The following is a 19,087-nucleotide window of genomic DNA, read 5'->3' as shown; positions in this document are numbered from 1 at the left end:
CTATATGGTATATACCAAATTTAAACTGAGAATATTGCAGTTGAGTGACAAATTTATAGAAGCTAAATGACAGTTATATTGCAGATATAATAAGCATTAAAGATTGCTATTTGTTCAGCATTAAAAGTTCGTTCAACGTTGAAAGCCCTCAGTGACTTGCCCATAAATCACTGAGAGCCTAAATGTAAACTTCTAATTTAAACGCTAGATTAATCTATGATTCAACCTTGTCGGCTTTGCCCGCCGCACCTGCGAGTTTGGATAACTGTTTATCTAGCCACAATGGCTTGCTACCCGAATCTTCCGCGTTCTCTTTTCTTCGTACCGCATCACGCACCATCATCGCACCTACCCAACGAAATGGCTCTGGCGGGAAGTGTCCTAATGGGCCTTTGGTTAAACCGCTTCGTGTCCATGCATTGTCGATATCGAGTACCATTGCTGACAAAATTTTTCCGCCCATACGGGTTTGAGCAACGCCATTGCCTGAATAACCAAGCCCATAATAGATGTTGCCTTGGCCTTTTAGATTACCGAAAAATGGCAGACCGGTGACCGAACGATCTGAGCCTCCTGACCAGTTGTAATCGAATTCACTTTGTTCCAATTTAGGGAACAGTTTTTGAAACGATTGATTGAGAATCGGCAGGTAGTTGGTCGTTTGGTTAAACATGCTTTCAACTTGATTGGCAAACGAGAACTTATTACCGCCTTTGCCCAACATGAGTCGTCCGTCCTGGGTATCTCGGTAATAGTGGACAAAGATACGCGAATCTACCACCGCTGCCCCTTTCTCTGGACCAAACTGCTTGAGCTTTTCAGGAATAGGCTTGGTCACCACCATATCTGAAGAAACAACCACTATGCTGCGTTTGAACTCTTTAAAGTGATCGAGCATCCACGCATTGAGTGCTAAGATCACTTTGTCTGCAAACACAGCTCCGCCCTTAGTCTGGATACGAGCTGGGGAGCCGTAATCAAGAGAAGCCATCTCTGTATTTTCGTGAATTTCGACACCCAGTTCGAGAGCAACTCTGCGCAAACCTCTAGCCAATAACGCAGGCTGCACACTACCCGCAACTTCTGAGTAGTAACCCTCAATGTGGCGATCAGATCCCGCTTTATCAGCCAAAGAATTGTCGCACTTCTTCCAGCTATTGATGCCCTGCTTAACCAGCTCATTAACGACTGGCTCCATTCCACCCTTTTGAGCTTCATTGGTCGCCGTGTAGTAAGTTCCGCTGCGATATAGATGCGCGTCAATCTTGTGTTCGTTACAGAAGGCTTCGATCTCGTATATAACCTTTTCCGATTCCTTAACCAACCATTTCGCTTGTTCTTTTCCGTAGAGCTTTTTCAGCGTCGGATACTTAGTTGACCACGTCAGCATGCAACCGCCGTTCTCACCAGAAGCACCGCTACCACATAGGCCTTTTTCAATCACGACAACATGCTTTTCGGGTTGCTGTTGTTTGATTAAAATCGCCGTCCATAAACCCGTATAGCCACCGCCAACAATGGCGATATCACAGTTGACGTCTTTTTGGAGCGACTTCGCCGAATCTAGCCCCTCATTGATGTTGCCAAACTCTTGCTCTAACGCTTGCTTGAACCAATATGAGTAGTGCTTTGTCATTTGTTGTACCTTACTTAAAACCTAAAGGCGTAAAACTAAAAAAGGAAGACCGAAGCCTTCCTTTACTGATTTCTAACTTCTAATGAGCTGTATATCTAATGGACTACGTGTCTAATAAACTATGTGTCTAATAAGCTCAGTAGATAATTAACTAAGGAGCTCATGAACTAAAAAGCTCAGCAGATTAAGATTTTGGCTCTGATTTAGCGTCAAACTTCTCAGACCATGTTTTAAGAACGTCTGCACGTTCACTGCCCATGCGAGCGAAGTCCATTTTTGCCATGTTCTTTTCTACATTAGGGAAGTTCTCTGCTTTGCCTGTCACATCTTGGTGACCAACAACTGGGTACATTTCGATGTAAAGCTCATTTGCCGCTTTAGAAATAGACCAATCGATAACACGTTGTGCTGCATCAGAAGGCTTAACAAGGCCTACAGCTTCCGATTCCCAGCCGATGCCTTCAGGCGTAATAACTGAAAGTGGAGCGCCTTGAGTTTTCAGCTTAGCGCCACGGCTCGCCATAGAAATACCGATAGCGACTTCACCCATGCCCGCTTGAACACATGGCTTAGAACCAGAGTGCGTGTAGTGAGCAATGTTTTGGTCTAGCTTCTGCATGTAGTTCCAACCTTGGTCTTCACCCATGTTTTGTAACCAAGCCGAAACCTGCATGTAGCCGGTACCAGAAGACGCTGGGTTTGGCATTGCAATGTGTCCTTTGTAGATAGGCTTTGTTAGATCATCCCAAGATTTAGGTGCAGGTAGGTTCAATTGCTTAGCAACTACTTCGTTGAAACAAACCGCATTGAAAAATGCGTCGTTGCCATACCAAGCTTGAGTAGATTGCGGGTCGTTAAGGTTAGCGCGTAATGCTTCTACACCTTGAGGCGTATAAGGTTTCAGGATGCCCTCTTCTTTAAGCAGTGCCATTGAAGAACCAGCAAGGCCCCACACCACTTCTGCACGCGGGTTGTTTTTTTCGGCCAATAATTTTGCCGTCATGATCCCAGTTGAATCACGTACCCACTTGATGTTGATGTCTGGATTTTCACTTTCAAATGCGTTCTTGTATTTCGCTAAAATGTCAGTTTCAAAAGCGGTGTAAACCGTCACTTCCTGTGCTGCATAAGCATTACCAGCGAGTAGAGTTACTAACGCTGCAAGTGATCCTTTCATAAAACGGTTTTTCATCATTTTCTCCAGTCAGGCCCAACTCTAGAGTGAGAAGTTGCCAAAATTAAAAATTGCCAAAGTTAAAGTTGTTAAAGCTAGAAGCCCTATCGAGAGGCACCTATATTCAAAAATTCATTCCAGTTGTTGGCACACACCCCTCCCACTGGTATGTACCAGATTTCGATTATTAAGCTAACTGGCTTTTGTGACGATTAAATGAACGAAAAATGGCAATTTAAAGATCGAAAACTTTCTCAAGACAAGTGACCATTTTTAATATGAAGCTTTTGTGAAAATGATGTTTGGGCTATTTACGACCGTTTAAATTGGTTGTTAAAGTAACTCTAATATTGGTATAGTCCAAAGTTAAAATCACGAGAGTTGAACATGAGAAACGAATACTTACTGCTGACACCGGGCCCTTTATCTACTTCTGAAACCGTTCGCCAAGCGATGTTAAAAGATTGGTGTACTTGGGATGATGAATACAACAAAGACGTTGTTGAAGTGATTCGTAGCAAGCTAGTGACTTTAGCGACTAAGCAAGCGGGATATACAAGCGTATTAATGCAAGGTAGCGGCACCGCTTCGGTAGAAGCAACAATCGGTAGCGTTATCTCTAACAACGGTAAGCTTCTTGTTGTTGATAACGGTGCGTACGGCGCTCGTATTGCTCAAATCGCAGAATACTTAAACATTCCATGCCATGTCGTTTCCCCAGGTGAAACATCACAGCCTGACTTGAACGAAATGGAAACGGCATTGGCCATGGATTCAGACATTACTCACGTTGCGATTGTGCACTGTGAAACCACGACAGGCATGCTGAATCCAATTGAAGACATTGCCAAATTGGCAAAACAGCACAACAAAACCGTCATTCTCGATGCAATGTCGAGCTTTGGTGGCATCCCTATGGATATCGCTGACTTAGGTATCGATTACATGATCAGCTCTGCAAACAAGTGCGTCCAAGGTGTACCGGGCTTCGGCTTTGTTATTGCTAAGCAATCGGAACTGGCAAAGTGCAAAGGCCAAGCTCGTTCATTAAGCCTTGATCTGTTTGACCAATGGCACTGCATGGAAAGCAACCTCGGTAAATGGCGTTTTACCTCTCCGACGCATACAGTGCGTGCTTTCTATCAAGCTCTACTTGAATTGGAACAGGAAGGTGGTATCGAAGCTCGTCATAATCGTTACCAAACCAACCAAACCACATTGGTTGCAGGTATGCGCTCTCTTGGTTTTGAGCCTCTGCTAAATGATGACCTTCATTCACCGATTATCACCTCTTTCTATTCTCCAACTCATAGCGATTATCAATTCAAGGAATTCTATGACCGTTTGAAAGAGCAAGGGTTTGTGATTTACCCGGGCAAGGTTTCAAACGCAGACTGCTTCCGAATCGGTAACATTGGTGAAGTGTATCCGTCAGACATTGAAGCTCTCATTATCGCAGTGAAAAACGCTATGTACTGGGACATCAAATAATGACGACGACCAATCCAGAGCCAGTTCTAAAGGCCACACACTTTCGAAGCGAAGGCGATGTGAACACCACGCCAGCACGCGAAAAATGGAACGAGTCGCTAAACGATGATGCGACTCAAGTAATGTTAAAGCGTGATGCTGACGTGTTTCTTCATCAAGCCATGTCAACGCCTTGCCTAGACACACTTGAAGCAGCCGAAGGCATCTACATTCAAGATGCGACGGGCAAGAAGTACATGGACTTTCACGGCAATAATGTTCACCAGCTAGGTTATGGTCACCCACACATCATCAATAAAGTGACTCAGCAAATGGCGTCATTGCCGTTTTCACCGCGTCGCTTTACCAATGAGACGGCCGTTCAGTGTGCTGAGAAACTCACACAGATCTGCGGTGGTGATTTGAATCGCGTGTTGTTTGCTCCTGGTGGCACATCAGTGATCGGCATGGCGCTCAAACTAGCTCGACATGTCACCAACAATTTCAAAGTAGTGTCATTGTGGGATTCATTCCATGGCGCGTCACTCGATGCAATTTCAGTGGGGGGCGAAGCGTGTTTCCGCGAAGGCATGGGGCCATTAATGGCTGGCGTAGAACGTATTCCACCAGCCGTTTCTTATCGTAGCGCTTTCCCGTTTAACGAGAATAGCGCAGTCAATGCAAACGAAACTGCATGCGACGTTCACTATGCCGACTATTTAGAGTATGTGATTGAAAAAGAAGGTGGCATTGGAGCCTTCATTGCCGAAGCAGTGCGTAACACAGACGTTCAGGTTCCAAGCAAAGCTTACTGGAAGCGCATCCGTGAGATCTGCGATAAGCATAACGTCATGTTGATCATCGACGACATTCCAAACGGTATGGGTCGTAGTGGCGAATGGTTCACTCACCAGGCCTTTGATATCGAACCTGACATTCTTTGTATCGGTAAAGGTTTTGGCGGGGGCTTGGTTCCAATTGCAGCCATGGTCACTAAAGACAAATACAACACGGCAGCGCAAGTATCACTTGGTCACTACACCCACGAGAAAAGTCCTATTGGCTGCGCGGCGGCACTGGCTACGATGGAAGTGATTGAGCAAGAAAATCTACTTGAAAAAGTACAAGCGGACAGCGCATTCGTGCGTGAACAACTGCTTCAAATGAAAGAGAAATACCCAGTCATTGGTGACGTTCGCGGCATCGGCCTGCTCTGGGGAGTGGAATTGGTCACTGACCATATCACCAAAAACCGAGCGTTCGATGAAGCAGAAGCAGTACTTTACCAATGTCTGAACGATGGCCTGAGCTTTAAGGTTTCACAAGGTAACGTGATTCAATTGAGCCCACCATTGATCATCAGCCGCAGCGAGCTAGAAGTCGCTCTGTCTGTATTCGAAAAAGCGATAGCCAAAGTCTGCAAAGATTTTGAATACCTTTAATTCTCGAAATCAACATTTAAACCAATAACCTTAAACAACCATTTGTTTCCCAGAACTTTGAACTGGGAGTGACACAAAAATAGGACACTATTATGAACACGACATCACCTATCCAAACGGTTATCTTTGACTGGGCCGGCACTATCGTTGATTTTGGGTCGTTTGCTCCAACTAGCATCTTCGTTGAAGCATTCAAACAAGGTTTCGACTTTGACATCGACTTAGCTGAAGCGCGTGAACCTATGGGGATCGGCAAATGGGACCACATCCAAGCAGTGGGTCGAATTCCAGCTGTTGACGCTCGTTGGAAGGCTCAGTTCGGACGCTCCATGACAAGTGAAGACGTTGACGCGATCTACGCGGCATTCATGCCTCTTCAAAAAGCGAAAGTAGCCGATCACGCAGCACCTATTTTGAATGCGATAGAAGTGGTCAATAACCTAAAAGAGAAGAACGTGAAGATCGGGTCTTGTTCAGGTTACCCACGTGAAGTGATGGATGTTTTAATTCCTGCTGCTGCAGATTACGGTTACCGACCAGATAACGTGGTAGCGACCGATGACTTACCTCAAGGTGGTCGCCCTGCTCCATTTATGGCACTGAAAAACGTAATCGATCTAGGTGTAACTAGCGTTGCTGCGTGTGTAAAAGTAGACGACGCAGCACCGGGGATCGATGAGGGTCACAACGCAGGCATGTGGACAGTTGGACTTGTATTATCGGGGAACGAAGCAGGCTTAACGTATCAAGAATATTTAGATGCAGACGAGACAACACTTGCAGCTGCACGTGAAAAAGCAAGCGTTAAGCTAAACAAATCAAACCCACACTACCTAATCGATACCATTGCAGACCTACCAGGTGTCATTGCAGATATTGAACAGCGTTTACTGGCAGGAGAGCGCCCATAAGCAAAAGCGAGATGTTCACGTGACGTAAAGTACGTGAAAAACATCTCTAATCGCTTTAATTCAAATCCCTATCCAATCATGTACTCATTCGAGTTATACATATTGGGTGGGGATTTTTGTTTTATAAGCATGATAAAGCGCAAGTTTTTTACTTATTACCCGTAGCGCCACTGGTAAATAGACGAGGCTAGGCTATAGCTTAAACATAAACATTCCAACAAATGATAAAATCAACAATAAAGGCATCTTAAATATATAATATTTAACAATTTCATTGACTCCAATACGCAATCAGATTAACAATATAAGTACTGAGAAAGAAACAGGTTCACCTGAACCAACACCTTGATTTACTTATTATAAGCAGTGTCGTAACCCAATAAGTGATCGTTTTACTGGTAAGTTCAGATAAAAATAAGAGTTAATCCAAGGAAAAAATTATGAAAAAACTGTCAAAAATCATGTGTGCTGTTGTAGCCGCTTCAGGCCTAGCAGCAGCGCCTTCTATTGCTGCAACGACTTACGTGGGTGCAAAAGTGGGCGTGGGCTGGCTAGACAGCGCATGCGTAAGCGGTGAAAAGTGTGATGATGATGCAATTGGTGCAGGCATCTACTCTGGCTACAATTTTAATGACAAGTTTGGTATTGAGCTAAGCTCAGACTTCCTTGGCGACTACAAGACAAGCTTTTCAAAGAACGGCACAACAGCTGCGTTCAGCGATCCACTGATCGCAATCTCGCTAACTCCAATGTACCGCCTAGCAGTACAACAAGAGTTTGACGTATTCTTTAAAGCAGGTCCTGCTTACATTTCACACGGTGGCGAGGATGACGTCGTTCTTTCTGCTGGTATCGGTGTAGAGAAGCAACTATCTTCTGATTGGGCATTACGTGTTGAATACCAATACTTTGATGATTTCGACGACAACTACGTTCAAGACCTGAACTCGAACCTACTATCAGTTGGTGTTAGCTACAACTTCGGTACTGGCAACACAACAGCATCAGCGGCGGCTGCAACAGCTTCTGCAGTAGCAGTGACTCAAGCGCCATCTGAGCCAATCACAGAACCAGCAGTTGTTGTTGAAGAGAAGACAACCGTGGTTGTTACTAAAGCGCAAACTGAGAGCTTCTCTCAAGGTATGTTTGAGACAAACAGTACTGAACTGTCTACAGATGGTAAAATTGCATTAATGCCATTAGTTGAAGTACTTAAAGCTCACCCTCAATCATCAGTTGATGTTGTTGGTCACACCGACTCAACAGGTGCAGCTGAGTATAATCTAATGATCTCTAAGAAACGTGCTGCTGCTGTAGCCGCATACATCGAAGAGCAAGGCATTGAAGCAGACCGTATTACAGCGTCAGGTGAAGGCGAAGAGAATCCAGTTGCATCAAATGATACAGCTGAAGGTCGTGCTCAAAACCGTCGTGTTGACGCAACGATCCCTGGTTTCGAATACCAAGAAGAAGTACAAGTTGAAGAAGTTATCGTAGAAACTGCTGAATAACAGCACTCTACCTTAGCCGAAATAATAAGGGCGGAGCACTCAAAGTGCTCCGCCCTTTTCTGTATCTGTCTTTACTAATAAGCCGTAAGCCGAAAAGTACCGGCCCCAAGCTAGGCTGTACAAACCGAAAACTAAACGATTTCCCAGCTGTGAGTCATTTCTACGCCAGCACCTAACATTAGACATACTGAACAGTATTTTTCTAACGAATCAGCACATACTTTAGCCACTAACTCAGGATCTAGGTTGTCACCAGACACTTCAAAGTGAATGTTAATCACAGTAAAGATTTTTGGTGCTGTTTCACGACGTGTCGTTTCAAGTTTTGCATTACAGCCTGTGATGTTCTGGCCTGCAGATTTCAAACCATCGACGACATCAACAGAGCTACAACCACCAGCGGCCATAAGGACCATTTCCATTGGGCTTGGCGCGGTTGCACCACCACTGCCATCCATTACTACAGAGTGGCCAGATTGAGATTGACCTAGGAATTTAAAGCCTTCGACCCATTTAACTTCTGCTTGCATGTTGTTCCTTAGATGTACGAAAACGTCATCATTATCTATTATTTTACATCAATGCCTACACCCTACTACTGGCGGCATTTATGAGCAAGATTTTCTCGATAACATATTTTTTTCATGAATGATGCAATTTTTTCCATCTAAAACCTGTCTCTATTCGTACATTCAAAATCGAATGAGAAGAACGTCAAGATGAGGTATCTATGAATAAATTATCTAAAATATTGGTATCACTCGTGGTTGCGCTACCACTGATTTCGCTGTTTGTAAGCCAGACTGGCACTGCCAATACAATGGATAAAACAGCTAATTCAGGTAATAGTGAAATCGCGACACTCGCGGGTGGTTGTTTTTGGTGTACAGAATCCGACCTAGAAAAGCTGACAGGCGTCACCGACGTTATCTCTGGGTATTCTGGCGGTGAACTAGAAAACCCAACCTACAAACAAGTATCCTCAGGCAAGTCGGGTCACATCGAAGTGATAAACGTGACTTACAACCCTGATGTTGTTAGCTATGAACAGGTTCTTGACCAATTCTTCAGACACATCGATCCAACCGATGACAAAGGCTCTTTTGTAGACCGAGGCCGTCATTATCGACCGGCTATTTTCTATCATAACCAAGCACAAAAAGATGTTGCTCAGAACTTCATGATGGAGATCGACAAAGCTAATATCTTTGGTGCACCACTAAAAACAGAACTGATAAAATTTGAGAAGTTCTGGCCAGCAGAAGATTACCACCAAGATTATTACAAGAAGAGTAAGGTTCGTTATAACTACTACCGCTATGCTTCTGGCCGCGATCAGTACCTAGATAAGATCTTCGGTGATGATAGAAAGGACAACCCTAAAACACTACGTCAGATCATCGACAGTAAGAATGCGACAGCGAATGCTAAAACATACGTAAAACCGTCTGATGCAGAGATCAAAGCGAAGCTTACAGCACTTCAATACGATGTAACGCAAGAAGACGCTACTGAGCGCCCATTTGACAACAAATACTGGGATAACAAGCAAGAAGGTATTTACGTTGATATCGTAACTGGGGAGCCATTGTTCTCTTCAAAAGACAAATACAAGTCAGGCACAGGCTGGCCGAGCTTTACACAGCCAATCAGCGAGGCTTATGTCGTCACAACTACTGACTACAAACTGCTTTACCCAAGAACAGAGGTTCGCAGTAAGTTTGGTGATTCTCACTTGGGACATGTATTTAAAGATGGTCCAAAACCAACAGGCTTACGTTACTGCATGAACTCAGCCGCAATGCGCTTTATCCCAGCGGATAAATTAGCAGAAGAAGGCTATGAGGAATACGTTGAGATGTTTGAGGGCTAAGCATTCAGCATTTAACGAACAGCCTATAACAACAAAGCCAGCATATCGCTGGCTTTGTTTTTATTTACAGAGCTTTATTTATCAGCCCGTGAACCTAATTAACCAGTCAACACCGTGTCTTCTGGATATTTCAACAAGGAAGGTTCTGGGCGAGCTAGCATATAAGCCAAGGTCAAAGGACCGATACGTCCAATCACCATAACAACAATCATGATGTATTTACCTGGCTCAGTCAGGTTCGCGGTTAAGCCAGCGGTTAAGCCAACCGTTGCAAAGGCTGAAATCACCTCAAACATGACTCGATCAAACGCTGCCTTTTCAGTAAGCATTAACAAAAACATCGCGGTGGTTAATAACGCCCCACTTACCACAATAATGGCCAATGACTTTGTTACCGCTTGCCAAGTCACAGTGCGCTTAAACATCACCACGTGCTTTTTCTGACGGAGGAAGGTCCACGTTGCGACAAAGGCTACTGCAAAGGTCGAAACCTTAATACCACCACCTGTTGAGGTAGAACCTGCACCAATCAACATCAGTACAATCATTACCAGCAACGCAGGCTGTGTGTACTGAGACAAATCCACACTATTAAAGCCAGCAGTACGAGCACTTGCCGACTGAAAAAATGCGGCTAGCCACTGTCCTTGAGTCGATAACCCTTCCATGGTTGCTGAGTTATTTCTTTCTAGCAGCCAGAACAATACCGTACCTACCAACAATAGAGTCGGAGTGGCGGTTAGCATAATCTTGGTGTGTAAATGAAGATGTCGAAAACCTTTACGCCAGTTACTCGATAGGTCGCCGACGACTGTGAAGCCTAGCCCACCGAAAATAAACAAGCCAGCTAAGGTGAAGATCACCAGCGGATCATCAACAAAACTCATCATACTGTCTGAAAACAGTGCAAAACCTGCGTTATTGAATGCAGATATCGCATGAAATAGAGCATAAAAACTGCCCGTTGACCATCCCATCTCAGGTACCCAGCGGAAGCAGAGCAATACAAAACCGATAAATTCAGCCACTAATGCAAAGATGATGATCTTCTTAACCAATTTACGAAGGTTAATCTTACGATCTTGGCCAAGCGCTTCTTTCGCGAGTGCTTGTTGTTTAAGGCTTAACCTAACACCGAACATGTAAAGCAGTACCGCAGATAGAGTCATCTGCCCTAACCCGCCGACTTGCATCAAGAACATCAGTAAGATTTTACCCGCCAAGGTGAAATGCTCACCGGTATCGACAACACCTAATCCTGTCACACTGATCGCCGAGGTTGCTGTAAACAGTGCATCCGTAAAACTTAGGCCTGTCACAGAAAATACAGGCATCGTCAACAATATTGCAGAGGGGATAAGTACGCCTAAGAAGCTCGTAAGGATAATCTTAGGTTCAGAGCCTTTACGTGGCTTTTTATCACTCTTAAGCGTGTAGAAAGTACCTTTTCGTTTTAACGAATTCATACTGTTACCTTATTGCCAATTACCAATTGCGTAGCTTTCTAGATAAGGTCTCTTTCGGCCCAGCGATGATCACCACATCCCCAATTTCTAAACTCACATCCAATTCTGGTGCTTTAGTGAGGTTCGGCCCTCGCTTGAAGCCAAGTACCTCAACACCATTTTCTTTACACAGCTTAAGATCGCCAAGTTTCTTACCCAACAGTTTAGAACCAATAACAATCTCCGTCATCGCTAAGCCACTGCCAAGGTCGATAAATTCGAGAACGCGTCTGTCCAGCATCTTACGAGCAACACGAATACCCATATCGCGCTCGGGCATGATGATATGGTCAGCACCAATCTTAGAGAGGATCTTGCCGTGGAACTTATCATTCGCCTTAACCCAGACTGCTTTTGCTCCAGATTCTTTCACCACCAAAGTCGTTAGAATGCTTGAGTTAACGTCAGAGCCTATCGATACCATCACCATATCGTAATCATCGAGTCTTAACTCTTTCACCGTCTCTTCGCTCGTGCAGTTCGCAACAATCGCTTGTGAAACAAAAGCCGCCGCTTCTTTCACTCGCTCTTCATCAATATCGACGGCCAGTACCTGTGCCCCTGAACTTTGTAGCTCTTTGCAAACAGACAGACCAAATCGCCCTAAACCGATAACTGCATATTGTTTGTCGCTCATTTGAAATCCTGTTTAGAAATTTTAATTACACGGGATAGCCAAACCTACATTAGTTTCTATCTCAAAAAAAGTTAGTTCTGCAAGAATAAGGTTATACTATTGTCATAATCGCTTGATTTATAAAGGTAGAGAACAACTCGAGTTTCTGCTAATTTCCAATTCATAATTTCTGCGGCAGCACACACAATGAATGAATTCATAACCCAAGTACAAACCTACATCAACCAGAGCCATAGTGATTGGGCAAACAGCGTCCTATTCATCACTATTGCGAGTTTTCTCGCTTGGGTAGCTTGGCGAATTATCCATAATCGCTTAGAAATTCTGGTTCAGAAAACCCCATTCCACTGGGACGATCTACTGCTAGAAGCACTAAAAACCCCTGTCAGCACATTACTTTGGTGTTGGCCTGCTACAGTCTCTATCGGGCTAATACTTCAAGACCAGTTTGGCAATGAAATCAATTGGTTAAAAACGCTTAAACACATATTGATTATCTGTACATTCGTTTGGTTTACCTTACGAATGATCACTAACACTGAAGCCTATGTCTTAGAGCAAAAAACCAGAGACGAAACCACTGTACAAGCGATAGCGAAAGTCGCTCGCTTGTTCTTTATGGTGATGGGCGGCCTAACCATTATGCAGGCATTTGGGCTCAGTCTTTCCGGCTTACTCACCTTTGGTGGTGTTGGTGGCTTGATCGTCGGTTTAGCGGCTAAGGACTTACTGTCGAATTTCTTCGGTGGCATGATGATTTACTTCGACCGCCCTTTTAAAGTCGGTGATTGGATACGTTCTCCCGATCGTCAAATCGAAGGCACTGTCGAACGCATTGGTTGGCGCATGACGATCATCCGCACTTTTGATAAGCGTCCTTTGTACGTGCCAAATTCGGTGTTCAGTAGTATTGTGGTAGAGAATCCATCGAGAATGTTGAATCGTAGAATCAATGAAACCTTTGGTCTTCGTTATCAAGATGCAGACAAATTGGCGCTCATTGTTGATGATGTAAGAACCATGCTCGAGACCCACCCAGATATTGATGCCAAACAGACGTTGATCGTTAACTTTGACAAATTTGGGCCATCAACGCTCAACTTCTTTATCTATACCTTCACAAAAACAGTCAACTGGATCAGGTACCACAAAGTGAAGCAAGACGTTCTGTTACAGGTTCTGGCGATTATTCATAAACACAATGCAGACATCGCGTTCCCAACACAGACACTCAAGATTGACCCTCAAGACTTTTCTAATGTTCAAGATCATAACAGCGTTCAAAGCCTAGGTGATAATCAGAATATTAGCGATCCCAAAGACATGTTGAACTCCCCTACGGAAGGTCATCGATAGTCATATCCTTCTTGGTTATCGATAAGTAATAAGCGTGAAGCGTGAAGCGTGGTAATATGATGGCAGTATTCTAATGCACCTAATTACCACGCTATGATTTTACCTGTCATTCTAGCCGGCGGCTCCGGAAGTCGTCTCTGGCCACTGTCTCGCGAGCTTTACCCTAAGCAATTTCTCAATATTGCCGGCGACCAGTCAATGCTTCAGCACACACTTCAACGCCTGCAAGGCCTTGAAGAGCACTTGATGGATAGTAAATGCGATGCCCCATTCATTATCTGTAATGAAGAGCATCGCTTTATTGCCGCTGAACAAGCTCGATCAGCTAACATTCAACATAGTGGTATTCTGCTAGAGCCAGTCGGTAGAAATACAGCCCCAGCCATTGCGCTTGCCGCCCTAAAGGCTTTAAGTAAACCACCGCTTAATGAACAAAGCGCATCCGACCCTATCTTGTTAGTGCTGGCTGCTGATCATCACATCGCGAAAACCTCTGAATTCCAACAAGCGATTAGTCGTGGTGTTGATTATGCAAAACAAGGCAAGCTGGTGACATTCGGTATAACACCTAGCTCCCCAGAGACTGGCTATGGCTATATCAAGCAGGGAGAGCCTCTTTCCTCCAGTGCTCAAACTGATACTAATGGAACAGAGCAGCCAATCAATCACGCCTTCGCCATAGAATGCTTTGTAGAAAAGCCAGACACAGCAACAGCAGAAGAGTACATCCGCTCAGGACAATACTTATGGAACAGTGGCATGTTCATGTTTAAGGCATCACGCTATGTTGAAGAACTCGCCGAACACCACCCTGAGATAGTAGCGGCTTGTAAACTCGCTCTTGCAACGCAAAATACCGACCTCGACTTTATCCGTATAGACGCTGAAGCATTCAAAAGCAGTCCAAGTGATTCAATCGATTACGCCGTGATGGAAAAGACCTCGCACGCCGCGGTGATCCCGATGGATGTCGGCTGGAACGATATTGGCTCATGGTCCGCGATCTGGGATGTAAGCGAAAAAGATCAGCACAATAACGTCATTGAAGGTGATGTGTTAACCGTCGACTCTCAACACAACTACATCCATGCTGAAAATAAGCTGGTTGCGACGGTAGGTGTCGACAACCTGATTATTGCCGAAACCAAAGACGCTATATTGGTTGCAAATAAAGACAAGGTTCAGGGTGTTAAATCGATTGTCAGTCAACTAAATCAAGCGGGTCGCACAGAACATGTGCATCATCGTGAGGTGTTTAGACCTTGGGGTAAATACGATGTTATCGACCTAGGCAAGCGCGACAAAGTTAAACGTATCACCGTTAAACCCGGTCACAAGTTGTCGTTACAAATGCACCACCATAGAGCGGAACATTGGGTAGTCGTGGCGGGTACTGCGAAAGTGACCAATAATGAGAAAACCTATCTGGTTGAAGAAGATCAATCCACTTACATCCCTTTAGGTCATATTCACAGCCTAGAGAACCCAGGGGATCTCCCACTCGAGATGATTGAAGTACAAACAGGCAGTCATTTAAGTGAAGGCGACATCATTCGATATCAAGACAGTTATGGGCGAGACGTGCGCAAGCAACAAGTCCACTCATCAAAGCACAACCAAACGAAATAAAGCAGCGACAAATCGATGAAACCAACATTAGACCTAAACTGCTTTAAGAACAACGATATCCGCGGCGTCATTGGTAAACAAATCAATGAGCCACTCGCCTACCTGCTCGGTAAGGCATTTGGCGAATACGTCCTATCCGCTAAGCCTGAAACCTCACTCGATGGTTTGGCGCAGGTAGTGATTGGTCGTGATAACCGCAAAACCTCCCTGTCATTACAAGAAGCCATGACCAAAGGCTTAATCGAGTCAGGGATTACCGTCATTGATCTAGGTATGACTGGCACTGAAGAGGTCTACTTTGCGACTCGTTACCTAAAAGCGATTGGCGGAATACAAATCACAGCCAGCCACAACCCAATCAATTACAACGGCATGAAAATGGTCGGTGTAGACGCTAGCCCTATCAGTAAAAACAGTGGTTTAGATGAAATCAAACGACGCATTGAAGAACTTAATCAAGAGCTGAACTGCAATTTACCGTTCGTTCATGCACAACCAAGTAACTCTAGTAGATCGAACAGTATTCTTGCTCCGTACGTCGAGCACCTACTCTCGTACATAACCCCATCAAAGCTGTCACCGATGAAGATTGTGGTTAATGCTGGGAACGGTGTTGCAGGACATATCATTGATGCTTTAGATAATAAATTTAACGAACTCGGTGTCCCTATCACCTTCATCAAAGTTCATCATAACCCTGATGGAAACTTCCCAAATGGTATTCCAAACCCTTTGATTAGAGAGAACCAAGCAGCCACTCGAGATGCCGTTTTAGAGCATTCTGCCAACCTTGGAATTGCTTGGGATGGAGACTTCGACCGATGCTTTTTCTTTGATGAGCAAGGCAATTACATCGAGGGTTATTACATTGTAGGGTTGCTTGCTGAAGCATTCTTGGTCAAACAGCCTAACACGACTGTATTGCACGATATGCGCATGACCTGGAACACAATTGAAATCGCAAAAACGCATGGTGGAAAAGCGATTGGAATTAAAGCAGGACACGCACTGATCAAAGAGAAGATGCGTGAAACGAATGCCGTCTATGGGGGCGAAATGAGCGCACACCATTATTTTCGTGATTTTGGATATTGCGATTCAGGCATGATTCCTTGGCTATTGGTTATCGAGCTGATTTCGAAAACTCAACAATCTCTTCACCAATTAACGAGTACTAGTATAGATAGATTCCCCTCTTCCGGGGAGATCAATCGAAGAGTCTCAGACCCAGAGCAGGTCATGGCTTGCGTGTTATCGCACTACCAAGATCATGCCGTTGAGATCGATCACACAGACGGAATCAGCATGAATATGGGCTCATGGCGCTTCAACTTAAGAAAGTCCAATACCGAGCCATTAATACGCCTTAACGTTGAAACCAAACAAGATAAAACTTTACTGTCACTTAAAGTCGACGAGTTACTGTCTTTTCTCATTTAAGAATACAGACACTTCCAGTTTTCAACTAAGATCCACAAAAAAGCCCTTATTAGCTGTTGCTAACTAAGGGCTTTGAATTTTCAGTAGCTTAATCGCTGACTGTAATTAGTCTATTTGTTACGACGAGCTTCAACAGCGTCTGCCAGCTGGCGAAGTACTGTTTCAGTGTCTTCCCAACCAATACACGCATCAGTAACAGATTGGCCGTACGTTGCAGCTTTGCCCTCAACCAGGTCTTGGCGACCTTCAACAAGATGAGATTCAATCATCACACCAAAGATAGCTTTGTCGCCACCAGAAATTTGTGCGCTTACGTCATCAGATACGTTCATTTGACGCTTAAACTGCTTAGAGCTGTTTGCGTGGCTGAAATCGATCATCACTTTTTGTGGAAGACCAGAAGCTGCTAGCTCTTCTTTAATCTTACCAACGTGTTCTGCGCTGTAATTTGGCTCTTTGCCACCACGTAGGATGATATGACAATCAGGGTTACCTGCTGTTTCAACGATAGCTGAGTGACCGTACTTAGTTACTGATAAGAAGTGGTGAGAAGCGCTAGCAGAGCGAATAGCATCTGTTGCAATCTTGATGTTGCCATCAGTACCATTCTTAAATCCAACTGGGCAAGATAGGCCAGAAGCCAGTTCGCGGTGAACTTGAGATTCTGTAGTACGTGCGCCGATTGCACCCCAGCTGATTAGGTCAGCAACGTATTGAGGCGTGATCATGTCTAGGAATTCGCTTGCCGTTGGCATGCCCATGTCAGTTAGGTCTAGCAGTAGCTTACGTCCTAGACGAAGGCCATCATTTAGCTTGAACGTATCGTTCATGTACGGGTCATTTATTAGACCTTTCCAACCAACAGTTGTACGTGGTTTTTCAAAGTAAACACGCATTACGATTTCAAGGTTATCACCAAGTTCGTCGCGCAACACTTTCAAACGTTTACCGTACTCAAGAGCAGCTTCTGTGTCATGAATAGAACATGGGCCGACAATAACAAGCAAGCGATCATCGCTCTCTTCTAAAATATTGTGGATCGCTTTGCGGCTTTCAAAGGTTGTAGAAGAAGCAACTTCTGTCGCTGGAAACTTTTCTAAAACAGCAACAGGGGGTAATAACTCTTTTACTTTGTTAATTCTTACATCATCAGTCTGGAACATTGCTTACTTCTTCCTTTTTTCTATCCTTGAGCTGAATGTACGTTGTCTCACGTCACTTTCTATCAGCACTAATCTTCTTGTTCCCTGTAACTTAACTAGTAAAAACTCTAGTTTCAATCACTAATTAAAAATAAACGCAATTTTTTTTGTGTTTTATATTTAAAACACCCTGTATACCATTATTTACACGCTATCGATTGCGTATTTTATAGCAAGGTAAGAAGAGCCATTCTTCAAGCTACATCATGCATGTAAAATTGTGTCGAACTCAAAAACAAAAAAGCTCACGTGATCAGCGTGAGCTTTTATTTAATTACATTCTTTTCAATGGCTTGACGACACTATCAAGCCCTTCAATTTTCAGAGCAAGGCACAGTTTCAATAAATCGCCGAGTTCGCCAGACGGGAATCCCTTTTTATCAAACCACAGCAAATATTCTTCAGGTAAGTCAATCAGTGTACGACCCGCGTACTTTCCAAATGGCATCTGCATTCGAGCCAACTTAATCAGGTTCTCTTTCTCTAGCATTATTCGGTCTTTACTATGCGTCATCTATGTTGTGTAGAGTATCACCTAAACGTTCAACCCAATAGTTGATCGCGTCTTTGGCATCATCCAGCGAATCAATCATGGTTGAAAAATCTTTGTTACCCGCTTCACGGTCGATGGCTGCAAACAGTGGTGTGCCCTCTTGAGCATCACTGACCAATAACTCTACACTCGCACTCCCAACATTGGTGTGCTCACCAGTCGTGACCTTAGATATGGTTGACATCGCAAGACCAAACGGCAGAACGCTGCTCGTTACAGCTAAGAGCGGATTGGGCGTTTCAACGTTACTCAGAGCGATACTCAAGCGGAGCGTTTTTCCTGTCGGTTCATCGACAATCGTTTTATGAGGCGATATTTTATCTTCCAAGCGCGCAACCATGTGCTCAGTGAGTTCCTGAATCTCTTCCTGATCCAACGAACCTTCTTCTGCTAAAACAAAAATTTGGTCGATCACTACAGAATCGTAGTCATCTAACTTGGATTTCAAACGCTGCGCGTCACGTAGCCCAACCCTTGCCCAAACCAAGTCGACGCCTCCGTCAGGCCCAGCCTGAAAATCTTCGTAGCTGGTAAATTTAGTAGCGGTTCTAATTGGGCCGCCTGCACAACCAAGCAAGAAAATGCTGGTTGCAACAAGCAAAAGGACTTTTAAAGGGTTCATAACGCACTTAGTCAAAATTAAGGAATCTAATTAAGTATGACATCATAGACAGGATCTTAAGAGCTAACTTTTTTATTTAGATAGAAAAAAGGCTTAATTTATGATCAGATAATCGTCGCCAAACAA

Annotated in this window: 16 protein-coding genes; 8 read left to right on the top strand and 8 right to left on the bottom strand. The window is 44.2% G+C overall.

Annotation, left to right across the window (positions count from 1 at the left end; translation table 11 throughout):
* Nucleotides 1-214: 214 nt before the first annotated feature.
* Nucleotides 215-1,636, bottom strand: a complete 1,422-nt coding sequence (locus ACED41_RS08510) for an FAD-dependent oxidoreductase (RefSeq protein WP_371724797.1) — start codon at nt 1,634-1,636, stop codon at nt 215-217.
* Nucleotides 1,637-1,820: 184 nt separating this feature from the next.
* A complete protein-coding gene (locus tag ACED41_RS08505; RefSeq protein WP_017104203.1) occupies nt 1,821-2,831 on the bottom strand; it encodes a putative 2-aminoethylphosphonate ABC transporter substrate-binding protein in 1,011 nt (336 codons plus the stop codon).
* A gap of 366 nt (nt 2,832-3,197) precedes the next feature.
* On the opposite strand from ACED41_RS08505, the gene phnW reads away from it, so the two are divergent.
* The 4 genes from phnW to ACED41_RS08485 all read left to right on the top strand — a co-directional run bounded on the left by phnW (nt 3,198) and on the right by ACED41_RS08485 (nt 8,144).
* Complete coding sequence (gene phnW, locus ACED41_RS08500) at nt 3,198-4,301, top strand: 2-aminoethylphosphonate--pyruvate transaminase (RefSeq protein WP_371724796.1); 1,104 nt, start codon at nt 3,198-3,200, stop codon at nt 4,299-4,301.
* Nucleotides 4,301-5,722: an aspartate aminotransferase family protein gene (locus ACED41_RS08495; RefSeq protein ID WP_371724795.1), complete on the top strand. Its 1,422-nt coding sequence runs from the start codon at nt 4,301-4,303 to the stop codon at nt 5,720-5,722. Before phnW ends, ACED41_RS08495 begins: the two co-directional genes overlap by 1 nt.
* A gap of 92 nt (nt 5,723-5,814) precedes the next feature.
* Nucleotides 5,815-6,633 (top strand): phosphonoacetaldehyde hydrolase, encoded by an 819-nt coding sequence (gene phnX / locus ACED41_RS08490; protein WP_371724794.1) that lies wholly within the window; start codon nt 5,815-5,817, stop codon nt 6,631-6,633.
* Nucleotides 6,634-7,073: 440 nt separating this feature from the next.
* Complete coding sequence (locus ACED41_RS08485) at nt 7,074-8,144, top strand: OmpA family protein (RefSeq protein ID WP_371724793.1); 1,071 nt, start codon at nt 7,074-7,076, stop codon at nt 8,142-8,144.
* A gap of 131 nt (nt 8,145-8,275) precedes the next feature.
* Here the strand turns inward: ACED41_RS08485 and ACED41_RS08480 are convergent, their stop codons facing one another.
* Complete coding sequence (locus ACED41_RS08480) at nt 8,276-8,674, bottom strand: OsmC family protein (protein WP_017068628.1); 399 nt, start codon at nt 8,672-8,674, stop codon at nt 8,276-8,278.
* Nucleotides 8,675-8,874: 200 nt separating this feature from the next.
* Here ACED41_RS08480 and msrB point away from each other — a divergent pair, with 200 nt between their 5' ends.
* Nucleotides 8,875-10,017 (top strand): peptide-methionine (R)-S-oxide reductase MsrB, encoded by a 1,143-nt coding sequence (msrB, locus tag ACED41_RS08475; RefSeq protein WP_017061740.1) that lies wholly within the window; start codon nt 8,875-8,877, stop codon nt 10,015-10,017.
* 98 nt (nt 10,018-10,115) lie between these two features.
* Here the strand turns inward: msrB and ACED41_RS08470 are convergent, their stop codons facing one another.
* The gene (locus ACED41_RS08470; protein WP_017065604.1) at nt 10,116-11,483 is read right to left on the bottom strand and encodes a TrkH family potassium uptake protein; all 1,368 of its coding nucleotides are present in this window, start codon (nt 11,481-11,483) and stop codon (nt 10,116-10,118) included.
* A 19-nt stretch (nt 11,484-11,502) separates the two neighbouring features.
* Nucleotides 11,503-12,159: a TrkA family potassium uptake protein gene (locus ACED41_RS08465; protein ID WP_019820412.1), complete on the bottom strand. Its 657-nt coding sequence runs from the start codon at nt 12,157-12,159 to the stop codon at nt 11,503-11,505.
* Between the two features lie 186 nt (nt 12,160-12,345).
* Between ACED41_RS08465 and ACED41_RS08460 the strand changes: the two genes are divergently transcribed.
* The 3 genes from ACED41_RS08460 to ACED41_RS08450 all read left to right on the top strand — a co-directional run bounded on the left by ACED41_RS08460 (nt 12,346) and on the right by ACED41_RS08450 (nt 16,584).
* A complete protein-coding gene (locus ACED41_RS08460; RefSeq protein ID WP_017061743.1) occupies nt 12,346-13,515 on the top strand; it encodes a mechanosensitive ion channel family protein in 1,170 nt (389 codons plus the stop codon).
* Nucleotides 13,516-13,608: 93 nt separating this feature from the next.
* The gene (locus ACED41_RS08455) at nt 13,609-15,144 is read left to right on the top strand and encodes a mannose-1-phosphate guanylyltransferase/mannose-6-phosphate isomerase (RefSeq protein ID WP_371724792.1); all 1,536 of its coding nucleotides are present in this window, start codon (nt 13,609-13,611) and stop codon (nt 15,142-15,144) included.
* A 15-nt stretch (nt 15,145-15,159) separates the two neighbouring features.
* Nucleotides 15,160-16,584, top strand: a complete 1,425-nt coding sequence (locus ACED41_RS08450) for a phosphomannomutase CpsG (RefSeq protein WP_371724790.1) — start codon at nt 15,160-15,162, stop codon at nt 16,582-16,584.
* Nucleotides 16,585-16,694: 110 nt separating this feature from the next.
* Here ACED41_RS08450 and aroG read toward each other — a convergent pair whose 3' ends face one another.
* From aroG to ACED41_RS08435, 3 genes are all read right to left on the bottom strand, one after another.
* Nucleotides 16,695-17,747, bottom strand: a complete 1,053-nt coding sequence (aroG, locus tag ACED41_RS08445; protein WP_017061746.1) for a 3-deoxy-7-phosphoheptulonate synthase AroG — start codon at nt 17,745-17,747, stop codon at nt 16,695-16,697.
* 313 nt (nt 17,748-18,060) lie between these two features.
* Nucleotides 18,061-18,276 (bottom strand): DUF3820 family protein, encoded by a 216-nt coding sequence (locus ACED41_RS08440; RefSeq protein WP_004730103.1) that lies wholly within the window; start codon nt 18,274-18,276, stop codon nt 18,061-18,063.
* A 13-nt stretch (nt 18,277-18,289) separates the two neighbouring features.
* Nucleotides 18,290-18,961, bottom strand: coding sequence for a DUF3313 domain-containing protein (locus ACED41_RS08435; RefSeq protein WP_017068633.1), 672 nt, complete (start codon nt 18,959-18,961; stop codon nt 18,290-18,292).
* Nucleotides 18,962-19,087: the final 126 nt, after the last annotated feature.

It is taken from the genome of Vibrio sp. 1F255, from assembly GCF_041439145.1.
GTDB lineage: Bacteria > Pseudomonadota > Gammaproteobacteria > Enterobacterales > Vibrionaceae > Vibrio > Vibrio crassostreae_C.
The sequence above is the reverse complement of the archived record's forward strand: the minus strand, read 5'-3'. Positions and strand labels throughout refer to the sequence as shown.